Below are 26,081 nucleotides of genomic sequence, written 5' to 3' on the forward strand. Positions count from 1 at the left end.
CGATGTCGGTGTAATGAACACCCCAACACAAAGCACAAAATGTTGCTAAGGAAGGATTGCGATGGGAGTTCCAAAAGAAGGAGAGTTTGTAACGATCCAAAGTTATAAACACGACGGCAAATTGCATCGAACGTGGCGCGATACCATGGTATTGAAAACAAGCGAACATTCAATGATCGGTGTCAATGATCATACTCTTGTAACAGAGTCTGATGGACGACGTTGGGTGACGCGAGAACCAGCGATTGTATACTTTCACAAAAAATACTGGTTCAATGTAATAGCAATGATCAGAGAAAAGGGGGTTTCCTATTATTGTAATCTGGCTTCACCTTTTTTATTAGATGATGAAGCATTAAAATATATTGATTATGACTTAGATATCAAGGTTTTTCCTGATGGCGAGAAGCGCTTGTTAGATGTCGATGAATATGAAATGCATAGTCAAATGATGAATTATCCAAGTGATATTGACTTCATTTTAAAAGAGAACGTGAAGATTTTGGTTGACTGGATCAATAATGGAGATGGCCCATTCTCAGAAGGCTATATTGATATTTGGTATGACCGTTACAAGCAATTGTCGCAAAAGTAAACGAAAACAGTAAGTAAGTGAAGGAATCTTCATCTTGCTTACTGTTTTTACTTGGATGCTTCACAAGTTTTTTTTCATGTTGAGATGTTGGATGCCCGCATCTTCGAAGACTTCACCGTAGGCTTGATAATCAAGCTTCTCGTAAAAAGGAATAGCGGTCAGTTGAGCGCCTAATTTTATCGTATCAAAGCCTTGGTTTTTAGCAAAAGCCTCTGCTTCTCTTAGCAAGACTTGCCCCAAACCTTGTTGACGGTATTCAGCAAGGATCGCCATACGTTGGACTTTTATCTGGCCATTTTCGAGTGGCAGTAAACGAACAGTACCTTGCGCCTCCTGTGCATCTGTATAAAGGACGAAATGGATACAATGTGCCTCATCCTGATCGATTTCTCTCTCAAAGGGAACACCTTGCTCGACAACGAAGACTTGGTTTCTGATACGTACAGCATCGAGATAGATCGGACTCATCGTATCTTTTGTATGAACTACTTTCATCAAACAGCCACCTTTCTTTTCAGTAGTATACTGTAAAGTGATCGGAATGGAAAGTGCATAAAATAAAATCAAAAATAACAGATTTTTTCAAAAGAATGTTATATACTATCATAAAAAAGGAAAGAAGTGAATTATTTGTTCGATAAGTTAAAACAATCAAAGTTGATGTTCTGGTCATTCGAATTGTTGATTTTAGCAACATTGATCTTAGTCTCCTCGAAAATCAGCTTTGTCTTCCAACCAATCGGGACATTCTTCTCCACATTATTTGCACCAGTTTTGATTGCTGGTTTTTTGTATTATATTTTGAATCCAATCGTTGGATTATTGATGAAAACAAAAATAAAACGGATCTGGGCAGTAGCAATTGTACTGTTATTGTTAGTTGCCGCTCTGGTCTGGATCTTGTTAAGTGTTATCCCAAGTTTAGTCCAACAAATATCTTCCTTGGCCTCTAACACGCCGAACTTTATTCGCCAAGTAGAGACTTGGTTAGCAGAAGTTGCGCAATGGTCCGTATTCAAAGATGTCGATATCAATAAATATTTTGAGCAATTGGATATTTCATATGGCACGATCATCCAACAATTTCTGAGTGGCTTGTCTAATAGCTTAGGTTCGATCGTTGGAACGATTGCTTCAGCGACCATCGTTATTATTACCGCGCCGTTCATCTTGTTTTACATGTTGAAAGATGGCGAAAAACTTGTACCAAACATCAAACGTTTCTTCCCAGAAAAACGAAGAGAGCAAATCGTTGAATTGTTAGGACAGTTGAATAAAACGTTAGCTAATTATATTAGTGGCCAAGCAATTGAATGCTTATTCGTTGGTACATTCACCTTTCTAGGTTATTTTGCATTAGGCGTAGATTACGCCTTCCTTTTCGGAGTAATTGCTGGTTTGACCAACCTCATTCCTTATTTAGGCCCATATTTAGGTTTAGCTCCTGCCTTTTTAGTGACAGTATTCAATGATCCATTCAAAGCATTGCTGTGTTGTGTGGTCGTTTTGATCGTTCAGCAACTAGACGGAAATATCATTTATCCGAATGTCATTGGTAAATCATTGAAGATCCATCCACTAACGATCATTATCGTTCTACTTGTTGCAGGAAACATTGCCGGATTACTTGGGATTTTTCTGGGTGTACCTTTTTATGCGATCTGTAAAACAATCATTTCTTATGTTGTCAAGATCGTAAAAGAAGATAAACAAAACGAGAACAAGAAAAAAATAGCGACGACTCTTGAATCTTAATGATCGAATGGCTATTTTTATTGCAAAGAAAATCGCTTTATGATACCATTTTAACGTGGCTACCTTTAGCCACGTTTTTTTCTTTAAAAAAATAAAAATATAAATGAATAAGGAGAGAATGCGATTATGAATGCTGACCCTGAGAGTCAGTCGCTGTTAGCGCAAATTTTATTATTGATCATTTTGACATTGATCAATGCTTTTTTAGCAGCTTCCGAAATTGCAGTTGTATCGATCAATAAAAATCGGATCGAACAAAAAGCGGAAGAAGGAGATGTTAAATCTAAAAAGCTTTTAAAAATATTGCAGAACCCAAATAACTTCCTATCAACTATCCAAGTAGGAATCACTTTGGTCAATATTTTATCTGGTGCATCTTTAGCTAATACTTTATCCGTAAGATTAGCCCCACTATTAGGTGGCGGTGCCGCAGCAAGAAGTATTGCAAATATTATCGTACTGGCTATTTTGACCTATGTTTCGATTGTTTTTGGAGAATTATACCCGAAAAGGATCGCTTTGAATAAATCAGAAGAGGTAGCGAATTTTACCTCAGGTATGATCCGAATGATTGGTGTCGTAGCGAAACCTTTCGTATGGCTATTGTCTGCATCTACCAGCTTGTTGGCACGGATAACACCAATGACTTTTGATGATGAAGATTCAAAGATGACCCGCGACGAAATGCGGTATATGCTTGAAAACGAAGGGGTATTGAACAACGAAGAGTTGGAAATGCTTCAAGGTGTCTTTTCCTTAGACACAAAAGTTGCAAGGGAAGTAATGGTTCCTCGAACAGATGCTTTTATGATCGACATTAATGACTCCATTGAAGAAAATGTCAACGAAGTACTATCGGAGAATTACTCAAGAATTCCTGTTTATAATGAAGACAAAGATAAAGTTGTTGGAATTCTTCATACGAAAAATTTATTAAAAGCTGCCCATAAATTTGGGTTTGAACACTTAGAAATCAAAAAAATCATTCAGGAACCACTTTTTGTTCCAGAAACGATTTTTATTGATGATCTATTATATGAAATGAAAAAAACACAAAATCAAATGGCGATCCTGTTAGACGAATATGGGGGAGTCGTAGGTTTAGCGACATTAGAAGACTTACTTGAAGAAATCGTTGGAGAAATCGATGATGAGTCAGACGAAGTAGAAAATCTCTACGAACAAGTCGGTGACTATGAGTATATCATCCAAGGTCGCATGTTGATCGATGAATTTAATGAGGCGTTTGAAAGTAATCTTCACATGAGTGATGTGGATACGATGGCCGGCTATTTGATCACAGCTTTAGGTATGATTCCCGATGAAGGAGAAAAACTTTCATTTGATGTTGAAAATATTACCTTGATTTCTGAAGAAATGGAAGGTTCAAGAGTACTTAAAATTCGTGTGATCTTCCATGATCCAGAAGAAATAGAAGCTGAACCTGAAGAAGAACGTCGCTATTTCAAAAAAGATTTTGAAGATGACGAACCTCGAAGATAAAGCACCTTCGATGATCTTTTAACGAAACAAAGAGCGGATATATCACTTGCTGTATGAAGTGATGTATCTGTTCTTTTTTTGGAGATATCGAATGAAAAGAAAAAGTAAAACTGTTTCGCTTACTTTTTCAAATTGAAGATCCATGCTATACTATTTGAGTTGAAGAAAAGGATAGAGGAACTATCGAATAGTCGAAGGGGTTCTCTTTTATGAAGCAATAGACAAATGAAGAATGGAGTAAATTTATGAACAATCCAGAATTAAAACAGCAAGTGGACAATCGACGCACATTTGCGATCATTTCCCATCCGGATGCAGGGAAAACAACGATCACCGAACAACTGCTTTTATTCGGTGGTGCGATTCGCCAAGCAGGAACGGTCAAAGGGAAGAAAACAGGTAATTTTGCAAAATCTGACTGGATGGAAATCGAAAAACAACGTGGGATTTCTGTTACTAGTTCCGTGATGCAATTTGATTATCACGGTAAAAGAGTCAATATTCTAGACACACCTGGGCATGAAGACTTCTCAGAAGATACGTATCGTACGTTGATGGCTGTCGATAGTGCAGTCATGGTCATTGATAGTGCAAAAGGGATCGAGGCACAAACCAAAAAACTTTTCCAAGTAGTTAAAAGAAGAGGTATCCCTATTTTCACTTTTATCAATAAGTTGGACCGAGATGGTCGAGAACCGCTTGATCTATTAGAAGAATTAGAAGAGTTATTAGATATCGAATCTTGCCCAATGAATTGGCCAATTGGTATGGGTAAAGGATTGGAAGGATTATACGATATCCATCATAACCGAGTAGAATTCTATCGTCCTGAGAATTATCAAGATGAACGCTTAGCTCAATTAGATGAAGAGGGCCACTTGCCAGAAAATCATCCCCTAAGAAATAATTCATTGTACGAGCAAGTATTAGAAGAAGTAGAGCTGTTAAAAGAAGCCGGGGATTCCTTTAATGAAGAAAAAATTGCACGAGGAGAGCAGACGCCAGTATTTTTTGGTTCAGCTTTGACTAATTTCGGTGTTCAGACGTTTTTAGAAACATTCGTTGATTTGGCGCCATCTCCTTACGGACACAAAACCCGTGAAGATCAAGTAGTCAGCCCTTATGAACAAGAGTTTTCTGGTTTCGTCTTTAAGATCCAAGCCAATATGAATCCAGCTCACCGAGATCGTATTGCATTTGTACGGATTTGCTCAGGGACTTTTGAACGTGGAATGGACGTTTCATTGGAACGGACGAACAAAAAATTGAAATTGAGTAATGTCACGCAGTTTATGGCAGATGCCAGAGAAAACGTTGAAAATGCTGTAGCAGGAGATATCATTGGTGTATATGATACCGGAAACTATCAAATCGGCGACACATTATATGAAGGAAAACTAAAAGTAGCTTATGAAGAATTACCTTCATTTACGCCTGAGCTTTTCATGAAAGTAACGGCTAAAAATGTGATGAAACAAAAATCATTCCACAAAGGAATCAATCAATTGGTACAAGAAGGTGCCATCCAATTATATAAAACCTATGTGACTGAAGAATACATCATCGGGGCTGTTGGACAATTGCAATTTGAAGTTTTCCAATATCGGATGTTGAATGAGTACAATGCAGAAGTGATCATGTCGCCAATGGGTAACAAGATTGCTCGTTGGATCGAGCCAGAAGATCTGGATGAGAAAATGAGTTCGAGTCGTAATATCTTAGCGAGAGATCGCTTTGATCAACCGCTATTCTTATTTGAGAACCAGTTTGCAGAGCGTTGGTTTGCTGACAAGTATCCAAACGTAAAATTAAAAAGTTTGATGTAATCAGTGATTCTCGTTACTCGTCAGTTGCTTTATTTTTAACATAAAGCTTAAAAATATTCATTTAGCATATAAATAAAAAACAAACACACGGCGATTCATGTTTTCAGTGAATTGTCGTGTGTTTGTTTTGGATTTTAACGTTTTTTTGGTTATTTTGAAAAAATCAATTATAATCAAATAAAAAAATAGATTAGAATATTTTTGCGTATGTATATATAAAATAAGCAAAGAAAGTAGGGAACAAATGGAAACAGAAATCGAAAAAAAACAGCGTATTGAAAGAAAAAAAGCAAAAATGCGTCGAGTATGTCAAATGTTGGATATTGAGAACTGGGAAAAAAATGAACGGATCGTCAAAGAAATCCGCTCGATCATCCAAGCGGATCGACCTGTAAAGGGGAGGGAAGTTGGAAATAGGAAAAAGAAAAAAAGGGAATGCCAAGTGCCGTCGACAAAACCCTTTTGATTCATGATTTAGTTTTTATATCTACATAGCAATTGGTGCATCTAAATTTCTTTTTGGAATAGAGATTTCTACTAATCCCGGTAACTCGATCACTTGGATGTCTTCAGGATGGTACTCAGCGTCATGGATTTTTTTTAAGAAGTAGTGTTGGATTTCTTCAATTTCCTTTGGTTGGATATTGCGATTTTCATTCATCAGAACGATTTCGTTGTGCTCAGGAGCTTCTGTATAAATAACGGTTGTATTTCCTGCGGTATACACCTTGACCATATGTGCATCTGTATTTTCCAACTGATTCAAAACTAATCGTGAATGGCTGTTTGTTACATTAACTAGTTTCATGGCGCTCACCTCTCTTATGTATTTAAGAAATAACTTACATTAATTATAATTTTTTTTTAGTAAAATGAACAGCATTTTGTCTTCTTAAAATTGAATGGAAGAGAAAAAATCGTTACTTTCTTTTCCAAAAATAAAAACAAAAGCGGAGAGTGGCAAACTCTCCGCTCGATTTTTACTACCATTCCAATATGGAATTATTCTGTCGATTCGTTGTTTGCTTCTTTGACTAAACGTTCAGGTTTAGACGTAATGACGATTTTGTCGTCTTTATCTAATTTTGCTTTAAGATCTGAGATCGTTGGATGATCAAGATAGAATTCGGCAATGCCGTCTTCAATTTGTTCTTGGATCGTCCGACGTAATGGTCGGGCACCCATTGCTGGATCGTAACCAAGATCAACCAGCTTTTCTTTGACATTCGTAGGAACGTCCACATGTAATTGTTGAGCCGCCAACAATTGGTTGACATCATCAAGCATGAGAGTAACGATCGTCATCAAGTTTTCTTTTGATAAAGCACTGAACTCGATGATTCCATCAAAACGATTCAAGAATTCTGGTGTGAAATAGTTATTCAATTGATTCAAGACAGAACGAGTCACACCTTCACGAGCAGCACCAAAGCCAACATTGGCTTCTACTTTTCCAGTTCCTGCATTACTTGTCATGATGATGATCGTGTCTTTGAAGCTGACTGTACGACCTTGCGCATCGGTTAAACGTCCATCATCTAAGATTTGTAGGAACATGTGTAAGACATCTGGATGTGCTTTTTCTACTTCATCAAGCAAAACCAAACTATACGGATTTCTACGTACTTTTTCAGTCAATTGACCAGCTTCTTCATAGCCGACATAGCCTGGAGGAGAACCAATCAATTTTGCGACACTGTGTTTTTCCATGTATTCTGACATATCGAAACGAATCATTGACTCTTCAGATCCAAATAATTCGTAGGCTAGTTGCTTCGCTAATTCTGTCTTACCAACACCAGTAGGACCAACAAATAAGAAAGAACCAATTGGACGGTTTTTCTTACTTAAACCAACTCGATTACGACGAATGGCTTTGGCTACCCGATCAACCGCATTATCTTGCCCAATCACATGTTTTTTCAAGTCGTCTGCTAAGTTTTTCAATTGGGTTTGTTCTTTTTCTTTTAATTCACCAACAGGGATGCCTGTCCGTTGTTCAACGATTTTTTCCATGTCTTTCTCAGAGATCACTGGGATTTCTTCTTCTGAAAGTTGACGTTCTTGCATTTTTTTCAATTTATTGATTTGATCGCGATAATAAGCTGCTTTTTCGAAATCTTCTTCTTTAGAAGCCAACAACTTTTGTTCTTCCGCTTCTTCTAATTTCTTTTCGATCATTTTTGGATCAACGATTTGGATCGTCAAGTTTTTCTTAGATCCTGTTTCATCCAGTAAATCAATGGCTTTATCCGGTAAAAAGCGATCTTGGATATAACGATTGGACAATCTAGCCGCAGCTTCGATCGCAGCATCTGTATATTTGACGTGATGGTAGTCTTCATAGCGCTTTTGCAATCCTTGTAAAATACTGATTGTTTCATCTACAGAAGGTTCATCGACACGAACAGGTTGCATCCGGCGCTCTAACGCAGCATCTTTTTCAATGATTCGGTATTCATTCAATGTTGTTGCCCCAACCATTTGTAATTCGCCACGAGCTAACGCGGGTTTTAATATATTTCCGGCATCCATGTTACCATCACCAGCTGAACCAGCCCCAACGATTTCATGAACTTCATCTATAAATAAAATGACATTTTCTGCTTGTCTGATTTCTTCAATCAGTTTTTGCATCCGTTCTTCAAATTGTCCTCTGATTCCTGTGCCTTGGACAAGTGAAACAACATCTAAACGAATTACTTCTTTATCTAGTAATTTTTGTGGAACATCGCCATCAACGATTTTTTGAGCGAGTCCTTCAACCACAGCCGTTTTACCGACACCTGGTTCCCCGATCAATACAGGGTTGTTCTTTGTACGGCGATTCAAGATTTCGATCACGCGCTTGATTTCATCATCTCGACCGATGACTGGATCGATTTCACCTTGGCGCGCTTCTTCTGTGATATTGATACCGTATTCGCCTAAAAGACCATCTGAAGCGGGTCCTTGTGGAGGTTGTCCACCATTGAAGTTGTTGTTCCCACCAAATTGAGTAGGGGGAGTTTGTTCATAATTTCCTTGTTGTTGCATTTGACGAGACATCGAACGAAACAGATCGTCCAGACTCCCAAAGCCAAATGGATCATTTTGGGCCATACTTGTTAGACCTCCATTTTGCTGATTTTTGATTTTTTGGTAACAGCTCTGACAATAGTCAAGTTGTGTACGTTGGCCATTGACAGTCGCATACAAGTGAATCGTTGCTTCATTTTTTCCACAGTTTTGACAAAGCATAAAACATTCACGTCCTTTCAAACATTGGTCATTAAGTCTATTTTACATCGCGCCTATCTTTGGGTAAAAGAATAACACTCGATTAACAAACCTTATAAAAGTCATACCTTGTTGACCATTACTGACCATTTAATTTTATTATACTAATTTTTTGAATAGACGCAAGCAATTGATTCTTTTGTTCAGGCAATGTGACAAAACATTTGGGTACGAGTCTCAAGTTGTCGTCGAATCTGTAGGGGAATATAGCTAAAATCTCATGAATGGTTCAACCACTCGACAATCACTGAGGGGCGAGACGGTTTATTAGATATAAAAAAACATGGAATTTATTAAAACAGGAATAATCGTAACTACACATGAAACAGTTCTACAGAATAGTTTACTGGATTTTCTCTCAATTTAAATGAAAACTGTTGTATCTAAGGAAAAAAAATGGTAATCTTTACAGATGAAAGGGTTCATCTGATTAGTTCTATCATGGATTGCTAAAAAAGAAAACCCTCACATAAAAACAACACTCACTTAAAGGAGACCGATTAATATGGAAAAGAAAGAATTTCACGTAGTAGCAGAAACTGGGATCCACGCACGTCCAGCTACACTATTAGTACAAACAGCAAGCAAATTTAACTCTGATGTAAACTTAGAGTATAAAGGTAAATCAGTAAACTTAAAATCTATCATGGGCGTTATGTCTTTAGGTGTAGGTCAAGGTTCTGACGTTACTATCACTGCTGAAGGTGCTGACGAAGCTGACGCTATGGCAGCTATCGTTGAAACAATGAAGAAAGAAGGCTTATCTGAATAATGGTTGAAATGCTAAAAGGGATCGCCGCTAGTGACGGAGTAGCCGTTGCAAAAGCTTACCTGCTAGTTCAACCGGATTTATCATTCAGTAAGACGACAGTTGAGGATACTTCAGCTGAAGAAGCTCGCTTAGATGATGCTTTAGCAAAATCAACTGAAGAATTACAACAAATTCGTGAAAAAGCAGCGCAAAGCTTAGGTGAAGCAGAAGCGCAAGTATTTGACGCACATTTAATGGTTCTTTCAGATCCTGAAATGATAGGTCAAATCAAACAAAACATCAAAGATAACAGTGTAAATGCTGAATCAGCTCTTAAAGAAGTAACGGATATGTATATCGGTATGTTCGAAGCAATGGAAGATAATGCTTACATGCAAGAACGTGCAGCAGATATTCGTGACGTTGCAAAACGTATTTTAGCACATCTTCTAGGTGTGACTTTACCAAACCCTTCAATGATCAATGAAGAAGTTGTTGTCGTGGCGCATGATTTGACACCAAGTGACACTGCTCAATTAGATCGTAACTTCGTAAAAGCTTTTGTAACAGATATCGGTGGACGTACATCGCATTCTGCAATCATGGCTCGTTCTCTTGAAATTCCAGCAATCGTTGGAACAAAAGAAATCACTGCGAAGGTAAAAGAAGGCGTAATGTTAGCTGTTAATGGGATCGAAGGCGATGTAGTCATTGAGCCAACAGCAGAACAAAAAGCCGAATTTGAAAAAATCGGTGCAGATTATGCTGCACAAAAAGCAGAATGGGAAAAACTGAAACATGCTGAGACAGTGACTGCCGATGGCAAACACTTTGAATTAGCAGCCAACATTGGTACACCTAAAGATTTAGTTGGTGTACACAACAATGGTGGTGAAGCAGTTGGACTTTATCGTACTGAATTCCTTTATATGGATTCACCAGATTTTCCTACTGAAGAAGACCAATACGTTGCTTACAAAGCAGTATTGGAAGGAATGGAAGGAAAACCTGTCGTTGTTCGTACAATGGATATCGGTGGAGATAAAGAATTACCATACTTGCAATTGCCGCATGAAATGAATCCTTTCTTAGGATACCGTGCATTACGTATCAGCTTGTCAGAACAAGGGGACGATATGTTCCGTACGCAAATGCGTGCGTTATTACGTGCCTCTGTACATGGAAACTTGCGTATCATGTTCCCAATGGTTGCTACACTAAAAGAATTCCGTGGTGCAAAAGCAATCTTTGAAGAAGAAAAACAAAAATTAGTAAATGAAGGCATTGAAGTCTCTGATTCGATCCAAGTAGGGATCATGATCGAGATTCCAGCTGCAGCCGTTATTGCGGATAAATTTGCTAAAGAAGTAGACTTCTTCTCAGTAGGAACAAACGACTTGATCCAATACACAATGGCAGCTGACCGTATGAACGAACGTGTTTCATACTTGTACCAACCATACAACCCATCAATTCTACGTTTGATCAAAAACGTCATTGATGCAGCACATGCTGAAGGTAAATGGGCTGGTATGTGTGGAGAAATGGCCGGCGATCAAATGGCTGTTCCTTTACTAGTAGGTATGGGATTAGATGAGTTCTCAATGAGTGCAACATCGATCTTAAAAACACGTAGCTTGATGAAACGTTTAGATACAAGCAAAATGGCGGAACTAGCGGATCGTGCCCTAAATGAGTGCGATACAATGGAAGAAGTCGTAGAACTTGTCAATGAATATCTAGCTTGATTTTCAGAACAGGCACAGTATTTTGCTGTGCCTGTTTTTTTGTCTTCTTGCAATAATAAATAAAATTCCGTTCCAACTTACAAGTTTGTTGGGAAAAAATCGGACTTAAGGTTGAGTGACAGCTTTCACGCTGTGTTATAATATAAGAGTGAGGGGGAACGTAGATGAAGGTATTATTATATTTTGAAAGTGAGAAGATACTTTCTAAGTCCGGCATTGGTCGTGCACTTGATCACCAAAAGCGTGCGCTTAAAGATGTAGGGATCTCCTATACTTTAGATAGTAAAGAAGACTATGATATTTTGCACATCAATACATATGGTATCAATAGTCACAACATGGTCAACAAAGCGCGTAGAAACGGTAAAAAAATTATTTATCATGCGCATTCAACGGAGGAGGATTTTCGTAATTCCTTTATCGGTTCGAATCAATTAGCACCATTTGTAAAAAAATATTTAGTCGGGTTGTATGAAAAGGCAGATTACTTGATTACACCAACTCCATATTCAAAAAAATTGTTACAAAGTTATGGCATCGATTTACCTATTCAATCGATTTCCAATGGGATCGATTTGGAAAAATACCAACCAGACCCTGTCAAAGAACAAAAATTCAGGGAGTACTTCAATCTTTCACCTGATCAAAAAGTGATTATTTGTGTAGGACTGTTCTTTGAAAGAAAAGGAATCATTGATTTTGTTGAAATAGCCAAACAATTACCAGAATATACATTCATCTGGTTTGGTCATGTGCCGATGTACTCGATCCCAAGTAATATCAGAAAAATCGTGAAAGAAGATCATCCCGATAATGTCATTTTTCCAGGCTATATTCGAGGAGAAATCATCGAAGGAGCTTACTCAGGAGCAGATCTGTTCTTTTTCCCTTCTTATGAAGAAACGGAAGGTATTGTGGTACTGGAAGCTTTAGCAAGTAAACAAAATGTGTTAGTACGTGATATTCCAGTCTATGATGGCTGGCTTGAAGACCAAAAAAATTGTTATATGGGGCGAAACAATGAAGAGTTTTCAAAACTCATTCAAAAAATCATTCAACATGAAGTACCTAGTTTAGTTGAATCTGGCTATCAAACGGCTGAAGAACGAAGTATCAAAAGAATTGGTCAACAACTTCAATCCGTTTATCAACAAGTGCTAAAGGCATCCGATTCTTCAGATGAACAAATGCAAGAATCAAAATAAAGGTAGTTTGGAGGCGAAAAAAGATGAAAATCGGCTTTTTTACCGATACCTATTTTCCACAGGTAAGTGGTGTAGCTACATCGATCAAGACATTAAAAGAAGAACTCGAAAAAATGGGACATGACGTATATATATTTACGACAACAGATCCCAATGCAGACAAGTTAGAAAAAGATGTGATTCGTATGCCAAGTGTTCCTTTTGTATCATTCAAAGAACGTCGAGTAGTGGTACGAGGAATGTGGTACGCCTATTTAGTGGCAAAAGAATTAGAGTTAGATCTTATCCATACTCACACTGAGTTTGGAGCGGGGGTTCTTGGCAAGATGGTCGCAAAAAAATTAAAAATCCCATCGATTCATACGTATCACACGATGTATGAAGATTACCTGCATTATATTGCAAAAGGGAAAGTGATTCGACAATCCCATGTCAAATACTTATCTCGTCTATTTGTGAACCATACGACAGGTGTGGTTTGCCCAAGTGAGCGTGTGATCGAGACATTGCGAAGCTATGGGGTGACAGCCCCATTACGAGTGATACCAACAGGGATCGATATCGAAAAATTTAAACGTCCAGAAATCACACAAGAACAAATCAATGAATTACGTACCTCATTAGGAGTAAAGGAAAACGGCTTGATGATTTTATCTTTAAGTCGAATCTCTTATGAAAAAAATATCCAAGCGTTGATCCAAGGGTTTCCAGAAGTCATCAAACACTATCCAGATGCACGACTAATCATAGTCGGAAATGGGCCTTATGTTGAGCAACTAAAAGAACTGATCACGTCGCTGGATTTAGCTGATGTGGTTCAATTTACTGGAGAAGTCGATAACAATGACGTCGCATTCTATTATCGGGCGGCTGATTATTTTGTGTGTGCTTCGACATCGGAAACACAAGGATTGACGTATACAGAAGCAATGGCAGCTGGTACACCATGTGTAGTTGAAGGAAATGATTATTTGAATCGTTTATTTGATCATGCTTCCCTTGGCCGAACATTTGAACGAGATGAAGACTTTGCACCTGCACTTATTGATTATATTGAAAGCAAAGTTGAAAAAAATCCAGAAGTGTTTGAAAAGAAACTTTACGAGATCTCTGCTACTCATTTTGGTCAATCAATGATCGAATTTTATGAAGATATGCTTGTGTATTACAAAGAAGAGATGCGTAAAAAAGAAGAAGAAGCATCCATTGAGCGGATTAAAATTAAATTAAATTCTTTCAAAAAATAAAAAAACAGTGAATAATCCTAAAAAAATCCTTGTTTCTAGCGTATACTAGCATAGAAACAAGGATTTTATCGTTTAGGAGGGCAAAAGATGAAAATTGGTTTTATCGGCACAGGAGTTATGGGAAGCGCGATTGTTCGTCATTTACAAAAAGCTGGCCATGAACTGACTGTTTATAATCGTACGAAAACAAAAGCTGCGCCACTTATGGAAGAAGGAGCAGTATGGGCAGATAGTCCACAAGAAGTAGCTGAGATGAGCCAAGTCATCTTTACAATGGTTGGCTATCCTCAAGATGTGGAAGAAATCTATTATGGTGAGAAAGGCATTTTCCAAGCAGGCGTAAAGGGGAAAACAGTCATAGATTTGACGACAAGTACGCCAACACTTGCTGAAAAAATTGCAACAAGCGCACAAGAGCTTGGAGCAGAAGCCTTGGATGCCCCTGTCTCAGGAGGCGATCTAGGTGCAAAAAATGGCACCTTAACGATCATGGTGGGTGGAAAAGAGAATGTCTACGAGCAAGTATTACCACTATTTCGTGAGTTTGGAACAACATTTACGTTGCATGGTTCAGCCGGAAAAGGACAACACACAAAAATGGCAAACCAGATCATGATTGCCGGAACAATGACTGGCATGACAGAGATGCTCGTTTATGCACAGAAAGCTGACTTAGACTTAGAAAAAGTGATTGCGACGCTTTCAGGCGGTAGTGCGGCAAATTGGTCATTGAGTAATTATGCACCTCGTATTTTACAAGAGAATTATACACCAGGATTTTTTGTCAAACATTTTATCAAAGATTTGAAGATTGCTTTAGCCGAAGCAGAAAAAGTAGGATTGGACTTACCAGCGACCAAAGAAGCCCGAAAGCTATATGAACAGTTAGCAGAAAAGGGTTTCGAGAACGATGGAACGCAAGCATTGATCAAGCTTTGGTGGGAAGATGGTAGACAGCCGAAAAAAAAATCCTAAAAAACTAGTTTTTTTGGAGAAAATCAATGCAAGTCGACGATGCTTTTGATACAATATAACAGAACTAAGAAAAGGAGGACCTCCGATGGCACATTCACAATTAGTCGCAATCATTAAACGACTGGAGGCTATGGTCGAATCAGCAGACAATGAGCTGCAAGTTCGTCGCTTTGAAAAAGAGGGCGTAGAAAAATGCACCGTAACTTATGATAAAGCGACAGAAACATTTGAACTAACTGAAACAGACACACATCAACAATACGAATTCGACAATATCGATATCGTTGCGATGGAGATCTATGATTTGATTCAATAAGATTTCGAGCTAGCTAAAAGAGCCTGGGATTCAACCAATCGGTTGGATTCCAGACTCTTTTTTTGTTTCCTGTTCGTCTTTTGTCAGTTTACGTTGGTAGCTGATCAAGATTTGAACAGGATCGATTTCTTCTTGAGACAGTTGTCGCTTGAGTGACAACCTATTGTCCTTTTCATAATAGAAATGAGGTGCTTGTCCAGGGGCTGTGATCGTTGTGTCAGCCACTTGACCGTACGAAACCAAGAAATGCTTGATCTTGGTCTCATCGCTAGCTAACGGCATGCTCAATGTGATTCTCGGTGTTCGTAAAAATTTTTTTTGTTCTTGTATCCGACCAGTAAAGTACGTGATCAATTCGATATCCCGTTGTAGAATAGCTGCCTTCTCAAAATTAAGCTGTTCAATAAAATGCAATTGTCGTTTTTTTAAATAGCCTAACAATTTTTTGTTTCTTCCTTGCAATAGACCTTGTATCTCTTTCTTTTTTTGTTCAAAGCTCAGTGTCTTCATTTCAGGAAGTTGGACTTGTAACGCCAAATGACTGATTTCAGAAAGCCAAGGCATTTGATAGTTTTCTTCGATGATTCGAAGGATACTAGGCATTTTTTTATAAAGGCGAAAAGGTCCGTAAGTTCTTGCGGTAGGAATATTCGTGAGAAAAAGACCATCGGATTGAATATGTAAATAGTTATAGTTGTCAAAATAATTCATCCGACGATTGTAGATAGGGCGATAGTGTTGGATCAATTGACACTCTAATAATAAGGCATCTAGTTCAGTATCAACGACAACGATCTCAAAATCTGCAATCGAACGAACCAAGCGCAAGACTTTTTTCGAGTGTTGTTTATTTTGATGAAAGTACGTACTTACGCGATTTTTTAAATTTTTAGCTTTACCCACATAAATGATTTTTCCATCGCTATTTTTCATCAAGTAAACACCAGGTAATAAAGGTAGGTTTTTTACTTTCTCTTTTAAGTGCATAAGCGCTCCCCTAATTGAATTTGAACTAAAAAGATTATAACAGATTTAAAAAAATGAACAATAAAAGGGATTATATTTTATAAATAAATTAGAGAGATACTTTGATAATCAAAATATTTTTTTTGTTCTTTTATTTTAATTTTTAGAGGTTAAAAGGTTGATATTAAAGCATTTTGTCATAAGTTTAAAATTAAAAAAAATTAATAATGCAAAAAAATCTAGTTAAAAGGTTGCATTTTGAAAAAAGTTAAGATATAGTTTGAACATCAAAAGATTTGATAATCAAACTAATTTTAGTGGATGGTGGAACATGGAACCTGATTTTAATACAGTAAATGATTATCTCGTTAGTGTCTTCAATGATATTTTGACGATCGAAGAATCCGAATTAAAAAAGTCACAATTCAAAGATCTGTCGATTACAGAGATGCATACGATCGAGGCAATCGGTATGTACAAGAAAAAGACAACTTCAGAAGTAGCCAAAGAACTGTCGATTACTGTTGGGACCTTGACCACTGCTATCAACAAGTTAGTTAGGAAAGGCTACGTTGAGCGTATCCGTAGTGAAGACGACCGACGAGTGGTGAAGCTGGGGTTGACCAAAAAAGGTAAGTTACTTTACCGCGTGCATCAGCATTTCCATCGTGAAATGGTCAAAAACATTATGGATGGTATGGCTACCGACGAACAACAAGCTTTGCTGTCTGCATTGAAAAACTTGCATGATTTCTTGCGAGATTACAAGTGAGGAAGTTTAATGGAACAATTTGGAACGATCACAGCAACGGCAAGTTTCTTACCGGAAAAAATCATCACAAACGATGATCTCTCAAAAATGATGGACACTTCGGATGAATGGATTTCATCCCGTACAGGAATCAAAGAGAGACATTGTGTGACCGAGCAGGAGACTTCCGATTTGTGTTACCTCGTTGCCGAAAAATTACTAAAGAAAAAAACACTCGATCCAAAGGAACTCGATTTTATTATCGTTGCTACGATGTCGCCTGATTATACATCGCCTTCTGTAGCAACTTTAGTTCAAGGAAGGATCGGCGCAACCAAAGCAATCGCATTTGATATCAGCGCCGCATGTTCAGGGTTTGTTTATGCTTTGAGTGTTGCAGAGAAACTGATTCGCTGTGGCTCAATGAAAGGTTTAGTAATTGGTGGCGAAACATTATCTAAACTGATCGATTGGACGGATCGTTCAACCGCTGTCTTGTTTGGTGATGGTGCTGGTGGGGTTTTGTTAGAAGCTGGCTCAAATCAAAAATTAGTGAGAGAATCGCTAGCGGCAGATGGTTCGCGTGCGCAATCCCTTACTTCTGGCTATCTACCAAATCGATCGCCTTTATACACGAAAGATTCAGAAGGTTCTTACTATTTAAAAATGGTTGGACGGGATATTTTTGACTTTGCTGTAAGAGACGTTGCGATGAACATCAAGGAACTCATTCAAGACACACCTGTTGATTATCTGCTTTTGCATCAGGCAAACTTACGAATTATCGAAAAGATTGCTCGCAAAGTAAAAATTCCCCAGGAGCAATTTCTAACGAACATGGATAAATATGGCAATACTTCCGCAGCAAGCATCCCGATTCTTTTAGATGAAGCGATAGAAAGCGGAAAAATTACCTTAGGTCAACAACAAAAAGTGGTATTTACAGGTTATGGTGGAGGATTGACATGGGGAAGTATCCTCATGGAACTATAAACTGATAAAAATAAAAAATATAAAATAAAGAAACAATATCGGAGGAATTATCATATGGTATTCGAAAAAATTCAAGAAATCATTGCGGAAGAATTAGGGAAAGACGCAGAAGAAATCAAATTAACGACAAACATCCAAGAAGACCTTGAAGCAGATAGCTTGGATTTATTCCAAATCATCAACGAAATCGAAGATGAATTTGATGTGAAAATCGAAACAGAAGACGGCATCAAAACAGTTCAAGATTTAGTCACTTATGTTGAAAAACAAACTGCATAATCATCAAGATTAGGTTGGGGGCTGGGACATTTTCCGAAAAAGGAATGTCTTAGCCTTTTTTTAAATGAAACAAAAAGCTATCTATCCTGAATATAAATTGGAGACTATGATGAAAACAGCATTTTTATTTAGCGGACAAGGTGCACAATACCAAGGAATGGGTCAAGACCTCTACCATGAACCCATTGTGAAACAGACTTTTGATGAAGCTAGTCAGATCTTGGGCTATGATATGGCGGAGCTTTGTTTTTCAACAAATGAACGTTTGGATCAAACAATCTATACGCAGCCAGCTATTTTAACTGTCAGCATTGCGTGCTATCGTTTGCTAAAAGAACGTGGGATCACTCCTCAAGCCGTTTTAGGGCTTAGTTTAGGTGAGTATTCTGCTTTAGTAGCCAGTGGCGCGCTTTCCTTTAGAGAAGCAGTCGCATTGGTCGAAAAAAGAGGCACGTTTATGACAGACGCTGCACCTACCGGTAGTGGAAAAATGGTAGCTGTGATGAACGCACCGGTGGATGTCATCGAGAGCTGTTGTAAGCAGGCGGAAGAAACGGGGATCGTTTCCCCCGCAAATTACAATACACCTCAGCAAATCGTCATCGGAGGGGAAGAAAAAGCAGTGGATCAAGCGGTGGCACTATTACAAGAACAAGGGATCAAACGAATGATTCCACTCAATGTAAGTGGCCCTTTCCATACAGCAATCTTAGAACCTGCTGCTAGACAATTAGCGGAGGAACTAAGCAAGATCGTTTTTTCAGAACCTGAAATACCTGTGATCAGCAACACCACGACAGAGATCATGACGAAAGAAAGAATTCCAGGTTTACTTGAACAACAAGTAATGAAACCCGTTCGTTTTTACGAAAGTATCGAAAAACTTAAAGATTTAGGGATCGATCAAGTGGTCGAAGTCGGGCCCGGTAAAGTATTAAGTGGCTTTATGAAAAAAATCGACAAGTCGATCGCCGTTGCACGTGTGGAGAATCAACAAACATTTGAAGAAACAATCAATCGATTGTCATAGGAGGCAAGTTATGGACGTAACTGGAAAAAATGTATTTATTACAGGCAGTACACGAGGAATCGGTGAAGCGATCGCTTTAGCCTTTGCCAAAGCAGGCGCAAACATCTTTTTAAATGGTCGTGGAGAGATCCCAGCCGAAAAAATCAATGCGATCAAAGCGCATGGGGTTGAATGTGTAGGGATCACAGGTGATATCTCCGATTATGACAAAGCAGGAGAGATGATCAAAGAAGCAGAACAGCAGTTGGGTTCTGTCGATATTTTGGTCAATAATGCGGGAGTTACGAATGATAAACTTGTCCTACGTATGGATGCAGATGATTTCAAAAAATGTTTGGATATCAATCTAACAGGAACTTTCAATATGACACAGCACGTGCTAAAGAAAATGATGAAAAAAAGAGAAGGCGCGATCATCAATCTTTCAAGTGTTTCAGGATTGATCGGTAACTTGGGTCAAGCCAATTATGCAGCAAGTAAAGCAGGGGTTGTCGGTTTCACTAAATCTGTGGCAAGAGAAGTTGCCACACGAGGAATCACATGTAATGTGATTGCTCCGGGGTTTGTCACTACAGATATGACAGATGTATTATCCGAAAAAGTAAGAGAACAAGCAGAAAAACAAATTCCAATGCAACGTTTCGGCCAAGTGGAAGATATTGCGGAAGCCGCATTGTTCTTAGCGAAAAGTTCGTATATCACAGGTCAAGTCATCAATGTTGACGGCGGATTGGTCATGCACGGATAGGGAGGAAAATTTATGAATCGAGTAGTAATTACAGGTTATGGAGTCACTTCACCGATCGGTAATGATGCAGATAGTTTTTTAGCTAGTTTAAAAGCTGGGACAAATGGCATTGCACCGATCACAAAATTTGATGCAACAGACACAGGAATCACTTTAGCAGGTGAAGTAAAAGACTTTCCTTTTGATAAATATTTTGTAAAAAAAGATAGCAAACGTATGGATATGTTTTCAATCTACGGCATTTATGCTGCAATGGAAGCATTGACAATGAGTGGAATTGAAAAAGAAACGATCAACCAAGATCGTTTTGGCGTTATCGTTGGCTCTGGGATCGGTGGGTTACCAACGATCGAAAGCCAAGTCATCCGCATGCACGACAAAGGAGCAAATCGTGTATCACCAATGTTTGTTCCAATGTCGATCGCCAATATGGCAGCTGGTAATATTGCGCTACGTGTAGGGGCGAAAGGAATTTGTACGTCGATCGTGACCGCTTGTGCCAGTGGAACGAATGCGATTGGTGAAGCATTCCGCAACATCAAACATGGTTATTCCGATATCATCCTTGCAGGTGGAACAGAAGCAACAATCTGTGAAATGGGGATCGCCGGATTTGCGGCATTGACTGCTTTGTCAACATCGACAGATCCTGAACGTGGTTCGATGCCATTTGATGAAGACCGTAATGGTTTTGTCATGGGTGAAGGGGCAGGAGTATTAGTCCTTGAATCACTGGAACATGCACAAGCTCGTGGCGCAAAAATCTATGGTGAAGTCGTGGGTTACGGTTCAAATTGTGATGCTTACCATATGACAGCTCCAACACCAGATGGTTCTGGTGCGTCAAAAGCAATGAAATTGGCGATGGAAGAAGCCGGGATCGATGCAAAAGAAGTGGGCTATATCAACGCACACGGAACAAGTACACCAGCAAATGATCAAGCAGAAGCTAAAGCGATCCAAATCGCTTTAGGAGACTCTTTCAAAGAAACCTATGTCAGCAGTACGAAATCAATGACTGGACACTTATTAGGTGCTGCAGGTGGGATTGAGGCGCTTGCCACTTTGATGGCGTTAGAGCATCAGTTTATTCCACCAAACATCAATGTTGAAAAACAAGATCCTGAAATCGATCTGAACGTTGTGATCAACGAAAGTAAACCAGCTGAACTGTCTTATGCCATGAGTAATTCATTAGGATTTGGTGGACATAATGCTGTACTATGTATGAAACGCTGGGAGGAATAATGTTGAAGATCAATGAAATCAAAGAATTAGTCAGTCAATTTGATCAGTCAACTTTAACAGAATTTGACTTGAAAGACGGACAATTTGAATTATATATGAATAAAAATGAAATGAGTCGGGGAATGGGGCAAACAGTACCACCAACGAGTGCTTCTGAACCACAACCTCAACAAGTTGTACCGGCTTTACCAAAAGAAGAAAGCCATGCTGTTCAACCGGAAGCAGTTACGCCGACAATTGATGGGACTGAAGTGAAATCACCAATCGTTGGAATCGTCTATCTACAACCATCTCCTGACAAGCCAGCATTCAAAAAAGTAGGAGACAAAGTTTCTAAGGGTGAAGTGATCTGTATCATCGAAGCAATGAAATTGATGAACGAAGTAACCAGTGATGTCGATGGTGAGATCGTTGCGATCTTGATCGACAATGAAGAAGTCGTAGAATACGGACAACCACTCTTTATCATCCAACCAAATTACGCCAAGGAGAACCAGACCTATGAATATACAAGAAATCAAAGAAATCATCCCTCATCGCTATCCGCTGTTGCTGATTGATCGAGTGGAAGAAATCGTCGAAGGCGAACGGATCGTTGCTAAAAAAAATGTGACGATCAATGAACCTTTTTTCCAAGGACATTTTCCAGAAGAACCTGTGATGCCTGGGGTTTTGATCGTAGAAGCGATGGCCCAAGCAGGAGCAGTAGCTCTATTATCATTGGAACAGTTCAAAGGAAAAACTGCTTACTTTGGCGGATTAGATAAAGCGAAGTTTCGTAAAAAAGTGACTCCTGGAGATACGTTGATATTAGAAGTGGAAATCACTAAAATCAAGTCTTCTGCAGGAATAGGCAAAGGAATTGCAAAAGTGGACGGCAAAAAAGTTGCTGAAGCTGAATTAACCTTTATGATTGGATAGGTGAGTTATGTTTTCAAAAGTCTTGATAGCAAATCGCGGCGAAATAGCCGTACGGATCATTCGTGCCTGCCGTGAGCTTGGAATCCAAACCGTTGCGGTCTATTCTGAAGCGGATGCGGAGGCATTACACACACAATTAGCAGATGAAGCCGTCTGCATCGGTCCTGCAAGAGCAACAGATTCCTATTTGAATGTACAAGCAGTTCTAAGTGCAGCCATCGTTACAAAAGCAGAAGCAATCCATCCTGGATTTGGATTCTTATCAGAGAACAGTCGATTTGCTTCGATGTGTGAAGAATGTAATATCGTCTTTATTGGACCTAAAAGCAAAACGATCGATGATATGGGAAATAAAATCAACGCACGTCAGTTGATGCAACAAGCAGATGTTCCTGTGATCCCAGGTAGTGATGGTGTGCTATCGACTGTTGAAGAAGCAGTGGAAGTGGCAGAAAAAATTGGCTATCCAGTGATGCTCAAAGCCGCCGCTGGTGGTGGCGGTAAAGGAATCCGCAAAGTCTTGTCAAAAGAAGAATTACCACAACATTTTTCATCCGCCCAACAAGAGGCAGCAGCTGCTTTTGGTAACGATGATATGTATTTGGAAAAAATCATTTATCCCGCAAGACATATTGAAGTGCAAATATTAGGTGATCAATTTGGTCATGTTCTGCATCTAGGTGAACGTGATTGTTCCTTACAACGAAATAATCAAAAAGTCTTAGAAGAATCACCATCTGTTGTGATCTCTGAAGAAAAACGAAATCACTTAGGTGCAGCAGCTGTTAGAGCAGCAAAGGCAGTGAACTATGAAAATGCAGGAACAATCGAATTTTTAATGGATGAATCCGGTGATTTTTATTTTATGGAAATGAACACCCGCATCCAAGTTGAACATCCAGTAACAGAAATGGTCACAAATATCGATCTTGTCAAAAAACAAATTGAGGTTGCGGCCGGACGACCACTAGAGATCCAACAAGAAGATATCATTTTCCAAGGGCATGCGATCGAATGCCGGATCAATGCAGAAAATCCAGCATTTCATTTCGCGCCTTCACCAGGTAAAATCAAGAATTTGTTGCTGCCAGCTGGTGGTATGGGATTAAGGGTCGACAGCGCGGTTTATTCTGGTTACACGATTCCGCCTTATTATGATTCAATGATTGCTAAGGTCATCGTACATGGCGATACACGTTTCGATGCGTTGATGAAAATGCAACGGGCATTGAGCGAGATCGTAATAGATGGCGTGATCACGAATGCTGAATTCCAAATGGATCTGATCAGTCACCCTGCAGTGATTGCTGGTGATTACAGTACCGCATTCTTACAAGAAGAGTTTTTACCAAACTGGATTCCCGAGACGGAGATAGGAGACGAATAAGATGGCTTTATTCAAAAAGAAAAAATACATTCGAATCAATCCTAATCGAGAAATCAAGCCAACGAATGCACCATCGGTCCCTGACAATATGTGGGCGAAATGCCCAAATTGTAAACATATCATCTACACGAAAGATATCGGGGAAGAAAAAGTATGTCCACACTGTAGTTATAACTTTAGGATCGGCGCATGGCAGCGATTAGCGTTGATCATTGATGAGAAAAGTTTAGAGGAATGGGATACGGATCTCGTCACAAAAGATCCTCTTGATTTTCCTGATTATCAAGAAAAGATCGGCAAGATGCAAGAAAAGACTGGCTTACATGAAGCAGTTCTAACTGGTCAAGCGACTATTAAAGGCATTCCTTTTGCTATTGGTGTCATGGACCCTAATTTTATCATGGGAAGTATGGGAACGATCGTAGGGGAAAAGATCACTCGTTTGTTTGAACGTGCGGCGAGTAAAAAATTACCCGTCGTATTGTTCACTGCTTCAGGGGGCGCCCGGATGCAAGAAGGGATCTTCTCTCTCATGCAAATGGCCAAAATCTCCGCAGCGGTCAAACGTCATAGCAATAAACAGCTATTTTATTTGACTGTCTTAACAGATCCGACGACAGGTGGCGTTACCGCCAGCTTTGCGATGGAAGGGGATATCATCTTAGCTGAACCCCAAAGTTTGATCGGCTTTGCTGGCCGCCGAGTGATCGAACAAACAATCAAACAAGAACTACCAGAAGATTTCCAAAAAGCAGAATTTTTACTGGAACATGGCTTTGTGGATCAAATCGTTCCACGAAAAGAACTCAAGGATACGATCCATCAATTACTAGAATTGCATACGCAGAAAGGGTGGATCAACCATGAATAAAACTGCTCACGATATCGTCCAACTGGCGCGAGCAAAAGATCGTTGGACAAGTCTTGATTTTTTTGAAACGATTTTTGAAGGCTTCCAAGAGTTTCATGGTGATCGCTTATTTGGTGATGATGAAGCGATTGTCGGAGGTGTGGCAAAACTAGCCGGAAAACCTGTGACCGTCATTGGCATCCAAAAAGGTCGTGACTTACAAGAAAATATTCGCCGGAATTTTGGTTCTCCTCATCCGGAAGGTTATCGTAAAGCACTGCGTTTAATGAAACAAGCAGAAAAATTCAACCGTCCGGTCATTACGTTGATCAACACTGCTGGTGCCTATTGTGGAATCGGTGCAGAAGAACGTGGCGAAGGGGAAGCGATTGCCCGTAATCTATTAGAAATGTCGGATTTGAAGGTACCGATCATCAGTATCATTATTGGTGAAGGCGGTAGTGGCGGGGCTTTAGCCTTAGCCTTAGCCGATGAAGTCTGGATGTTAGAACAAACGATCTATGCTGTTTTATCACCAGAAGGCTTTGCTTCGATTCTTTGGAAAGACGGCAGCCGAGCAGCCGAAGCCGCTGAATTGATGAAAGTCGCTGCTGGTGAATTATTAGAGTTAGACGTCATCGATCGAGTGATCCCCGAAACATTCAATGGAGAGCCTTTAGGCAAAGAAAAAGTTGCGCGTATGATGCAAAAAGCATTGATCGAAAAACTGACTGAACTCTGTCAGAAACCAACTGAAGAATTGATCGAACAACGCTACCAACGTTTTCGTAAATATTAAAGGTAACGCGTCATATGCACGCTCCGCTTATGTAAATGAAAAACTGTAGAGGGATTCCTCTATAGTTTTTTTGTGTATGAACAAATAGCTTAATCTCTAGTAGAATGATGGTTGCTTGTGTGTCAATAAATAATGGAAAGTATTGATTATTGTCGATACAGAATACATGTAAAAATAGTATTCTAAAACATATTTTTGTTATTTTTAATGTATATGATATCTTTGTTTAAAAGGAGTTGATGTAGTGTTGGACAAATTGTCGAATGTTCTTTTTTTATGGAGTGTTACTTTCGGTAACGCTATTTTTGCCTGGCTGTTCTAAATCGGATGATCATCAATTAGAAAACGCCGAGATCGTTCAACTAACGAATGCTGGGACGATACAAAACAGAGGTAGTTATACTCTTAAAGAGGGCAATTTAGAAATCATGAAAGAAATCCAACTGGCACAAAGCCTTGATCAAGATCCCGCAGATTTAAAACTATCAAGCAGTGAAGAACAAGAAATCAAAAGTTTGCTGACACCTGATTTTACAACCGAAGAACAAGAATTAAAAACGACTGAACTTTTTCAAACGTTTGTTAAAGAAATCAAACATGTAACAGTCGAAGTAAATCAGAAGAAGAAAACGACAACATTAGTCGGAAAGGATTATCGAAAAGAATTTTCTTGGGTAGGTGAAAGTGGAAATCGTTTATCTGACTCACATAAGATTGAATATAGTTTTGTGTCAGGGAATGAGGAATAGTTGAGTAAAGGAATAGCCTTAAAAAACGATGCTTCTTGCATAATGATTATTGAAGTAGAGGAATTTCAGAATAATTTGAACAGAAAGAAGGGGGGCACCATCTTTTCCCTGTTCTTTTAATTGATTAAAAATATTTTGCTGTACCGAATCAGGATTTTTG

At 39.0% G+C, this 26,081-nt stretch carries 26 protein-coding genes and 1 pseudogene; 23 read left to right on the forward strand and 4 right to left on the reverse strand.

The features are described 5' to 3' along the window. Window positions 1-61: 61 nt before the first annotated feature. Window positions 62-595, forward strand: a complete 534-nt coding sequence (gene ntdP / locus IGK77_RS04700; RefSeq protein ID WP_010735893.1) for a nucleoside tri-diphosphate phosphatase — start codon at window positions 62-64, stop codon at window positions 593-595. 60 nt (window positions 596-655) lie between these two features. On the opposite strand, the gene IGK77_RS04705 is transcribed toward ntdP, so the two are convergent. Beyond that, window positions 656-1,090, reverse strand: coding sequence for a GNAT family N-acetyltransferase (locus IGK77_RS04705; protein WP_019722746.1), 435 nt, complete (start codon window positions 1,088-1,090; stop codon window positions 656-658). A 135-nt stretch (window positions 1,091-1,225) separates the two neighbouring features. Between IGK77_RS04705 and IGK77_RS04710 the strand changes: the two genes are divergently transcribed. The 4 genes from IGK77_RS04710 (at window position 1,226) to IGK77_RS04725 (ending at window position 6,145) form a co-directional block, all read left to right on the forward strand. Next, entirely contained in the window at window positions 1,226-2,350 is a 1,125-nt protein-coding gene (locus tag IGK77_RS04710; RefSeq protein WP_071865987.1) for an AI-2E family transporter, read from the forward strand. Between the two features lie 126 nt (window positions 2,351-2,476). Continuing rightward, window positions 2,477-3,853, forward strand: coding sequence for a hemolysin family protein (locus tag IGK77_RS04715; protein ID WP_071865988.1), 1,377 nt, complete (start codon window positions 2,477-2,479; stop codon window positions 3,851-3,853). 245 nt (window positions 3,854-4,098) lie between these two features. Beyond that, a complete protein-coding gene (locus IGK77_RS04720) occupies window positions 4,099-5,679 on the forward strand; it encodes a peptide chain release factor 3 (RefSeq protein ID WP_071865989.1) in 1,581 nt (526 codons plus the stop codon). Window positions 5,680-5,923: 244 nt separating this feature from the next. Continuing rightward, window positions 5,924-6,145, forward strand: coding sequence for a flagellar motor switch protein (locus tag IGK77_RS04725; RefSeq protein ID WP_071865990.1), 222 nt, complete (start codon window positions 5,924-5,926; stop codon window positions 6,143-6,145). Window positions 6,146-6,166: 21 nt separating this feature from the next. Here IGK77_RS04725 and IGK77_RS04730 read toward each other — a convergent pair whose 3' ends face one another. Both IGK77_RS04730 and IGK77_RS04735 read right to left on the reverse strand, forming a co-directional pair. After that, the gene (locus IGK77_RS04730) at window positions 6,167-6,487 is read right to left on the reverse strand and encodes a DUF1827 family protein (RefSeq protein WP_071865991.1); all 321 of its coding nucleotides are present in this window, start codon (window positions 6,485-6,487) and stop codon (window positions 6,167-6,169) included. Window positions 6,488-6,681: 194 nt separating this feature from the next. Continuing rightward, window positions 6,682-8,919, reverse strand: coding sequence for an ATP-dependent Clp protease ATP-binding subunit (locus tag IGK77_RS04735; RefSeq protein WP_071865992.1), 2,238 nt, complete (start codon window positions 8,917-8,919; stop codon window positions 6,682-6,684). A 544-nt stretch (window positions 8,920-9,463) separates the two neighbouring features. On the opposite strand from IGK77_RS04735, the gene IGK77_RS04740 reads away from it, so the two are divergent. From IGK77_RS04740 to IGK77_RS04765, 6 genes are all read left to right on the forward strand, one after another. Next, on the forward strand, window positions 9,464-9,730 hold the full coding sequence (locus IGK77_RS04740) for a phosphocarrier protein HPr (protein ID WP_002287602.1): 267 nt from the start codon (window positions 9,464-9,466) through the stop codon (window positions 9,728-9,730). Further along, the gene (ptsP, locus tag IGK77_RS04745) at window positions 9,730-11,457 is read left to right on the forward strand and encodes a phosphoenolpyruvate--protein phosphotransferase (protein WP_019723966.1); all 1,728 of its coding nucleotides are present in this window, start codon (window positions 9,730-9,732) and stop codon (window positions 11,455-11,457) included. The genes IGK77_RS04740 and ptsP overlap by 1 nt, the downstream gene beginning before the upstream one ends. A gap of 164 nt (window positions 11,458-11,621) precedes the next feature. Then, entirely contained in the window at window positions 11,622-12,662 is a 1,041-nt protein-coding gene (locus IGK77_RS04750) for a glycosyltransferase family 4 protein (protein WP_071865993.1), read from the forward strand. Window positions 12,663-12,685: 23 nt separating this feature from the next. After that, the gene (locus tag IGK77_RS04755; protein WP_071865994.1) at window positions 12,686-13,909 is read left to right on the forward strand and encodes a glycosyltransferase family 4 protein; all 1,224 of its coding nucleotides are present in this window, start codon (window positions 12,686-12,688) and stop codon (window positions 13,907-13,909) included. Window positions 13,910-13,996: 87 nt separating this feature from the next. After that, the gene (locus tag IGK77_RS04760; RefSeq protein ID WP_074799763.1) at window positions 13,997-14,884 is read left to right on the forward strand and encodes an NAD(P)-dependent oxidoreductase; all 888 of its coding nucleotides are present in this window, start codon (window positions 13,997-13,999) and stop codon (window positions 14,882-14,884) included. Between the two features lie 85 nt (window positions 14,885-14,969). Then, a complete protein-coding gene (locus IGK77_RS04765; RefSeq protein ID WP_010735881.1) occupies window positions 14,970-15,200 on the forward strand; it encodes a YkuJ family protein in 231 nt (76 codons plus the stop codon). A 30-nt stretch (window positions 15,201-15,230) separates the two neighbouring features. Here the strand turns inward: IGK77_RS04765 and IGK77_RS04770 are convergent, their stop codons facing one another. Next, on the reverse strand, window positions 15,231-16,187 hold the full coding sequence (locus IGK77_RS04770; RefSeq protein ID WP_074799762.1) for a GIY-YIG nuclease family protein: 957 nt from the start codon (window positions 16,185-16,187) through the stop codon (window positions 15,231-15,233). Window positions 16,188-16,497: 310 nt separating this feature from the next. Between IGK77_RS04770 and fabT the strand changes: the two genes are divergently transcribed. From fabT to IGK77_RS04830, 12 genes and pseudogenes are all read left to right on the forward strand, one after another. Beyond that, window positions 16,498-16,938 (forward strand): fatty acid biosynthesis transcriptional regulator FabT, encoded by a 441-nt coding sequence (gene fabT, locus IGK77_RS04775; RefSeq protein ID WP_010735879.1) that lies wholly within the window; start codon window positions 16,498-16,500, stop codon window positions 16,936-16,938. 9 nt (window positions 16,939-16,947) lie between these two features. Continuing rightward, window positions 16,948-17,910, forward strand: coding sequence for a beta-ketoacyl-ACP synthase III (locus tag IGK77_RS04780; protein ID WP_074799761.1), 963 nt, complete (start codon window positions 16,948-16,950; stop codon window positions 17,908-17,910). Window positions 17,911-17,964: 54 nt separating this feature from the next. Then, complete coding sequence (locus IGK77_RS04785) at window positions 17,965-18,189, forward strand: acyl carrier protein (protein WP_034688440.1); 225 nt, start codon at window positions 17,965-17,967, stop codon at window positions 18,187-18,189. Window positions 18,190-18,298: 109 nt separating this feature from the next. Then, window positions 18,299-19,219, forward strand: coding sequence for an ACP S-malonyltransferase (gene fabD / locus IGK77_RS04790; RefSeq protein WP_074799792.1), 921 nt, complete (start codon window positions 18,299-18,301; stop codon window positions 19,217-19,219). A 10-nt stretch (window positions 19,220-19,229) separates the two neighbouring features. Continuing rightward, on the forward strand, window positions 19,230-19,967 hold the full coding sequence (gene fabG, locus IGK77_RS04795) for a 3-oxoacyl-[acyl-carrier-protein] reductase (RefSeq protein WP_071865998.1): 738 nt from the start codon (window positions 19,230-19,232) through the stop codon (window positions 19,965-19,967). 12 nt (window positions 19,968-19,979) lie between these two features. After that, complete coding sequence (fabF, locus tag IGK77_RS04800; RefSeq protein ID WP_010735874.1) at window positions 19,980-21,215, forward strand: beta-ketoacyl-ACP synthase II; 1,236 nt, start codon at window positions 19,980-19,982, stop codon at window positions 21,213-21,215. Between the two features lie 2 nt (window positions 21,216-21,217). After that, window positions 21,218-21,688, forward strand: a pseudogene (gene accB / locus IGK77_RS04805) (acetyl-CoA carboxylase biotin carboxyl carrier protein); the annotation flags it as partial. Between the two features lie 28 nt (window positions 21,689-21,716). Continuing rightward, on the forward strand, window positions 21,717-22,136 hold the full coding sequence (gene fabZ, locus IGK77_RS04810; protein ID WP_010735872.1) for a 3-hydroxyacyl-ACP dehydratase FabZ: 420 nt from the start codon (window positions 21,717-21,719) through the stop codon (window positions 22,134-22,136). Window positions 22,137-22,143: 7 nt separating this feature from the next. After that, window positions 22,144-23,523: an acetyl-CoA carboxylase biotin carboxylase subunit gene (locus IGK77_RS04815; protein WP_438713025.1), complete on the forward strand. Its 1,380-nt coding sequence runs from the start codon at window positions 22,144-22,146 to the stop codon at window positions 23,521-23,523. 1 nt (window position 23,524) lies between these two features. After that, on the forward strand, window positions 23,525-24,394 hold the full coding sequence (accD, locus tag IGK77_RS04820) for an acetyl-CoA carboxylase, carboxyltransferase subunit beta (protein ID WP_062805459.1): 870 nt from the start codon (window positions 23,525-23,527) through the stop codon (window positions 24,392-24,394). Beyond that, complete coding sequence (locus IGK77_RS04825) at window positions 24,387-25,172, forward strand: acetyl-CoA carboxylase carboxyl transferase subunit alpha (RefSeq protein ID WP_010735869.1); 786 nt, start codon at window positions 24,387-24,389, stop codon at window positions 25,170-25,172. The genes accD and IGK77_RS04825 overlap by 8 nt, the downstream gene beginning before the upstream one ends. 263 nt (window positions 25,173-25,435) lie before the next feature. Beyond that, window positions 25,436-25,921 (forward strand): hypothetical protein, encoded by a 486-nt coding sequence (locus tag IGK77_RS04830; RefSeq protein ID WP_074799758.1) that lies wholly within the window; start codon window positions 25,436-25,438, stop codon window positions 25,919-25,921. The last annotated feature ends 160 nt before the right edge of the window (window positions 25,922-26,081 follow it).

It is taken from the genome of Enterococcus sp. DIV0806c (genome assembly GCF_051710905.1).
In the GTDB taxonomy this organism is placed as follows: Bacteria; Bacillota; Bacilli; order Lactobacillales; family Enterococcaceae; genus Enterococcus_B; species Enterococcus_B mundtii.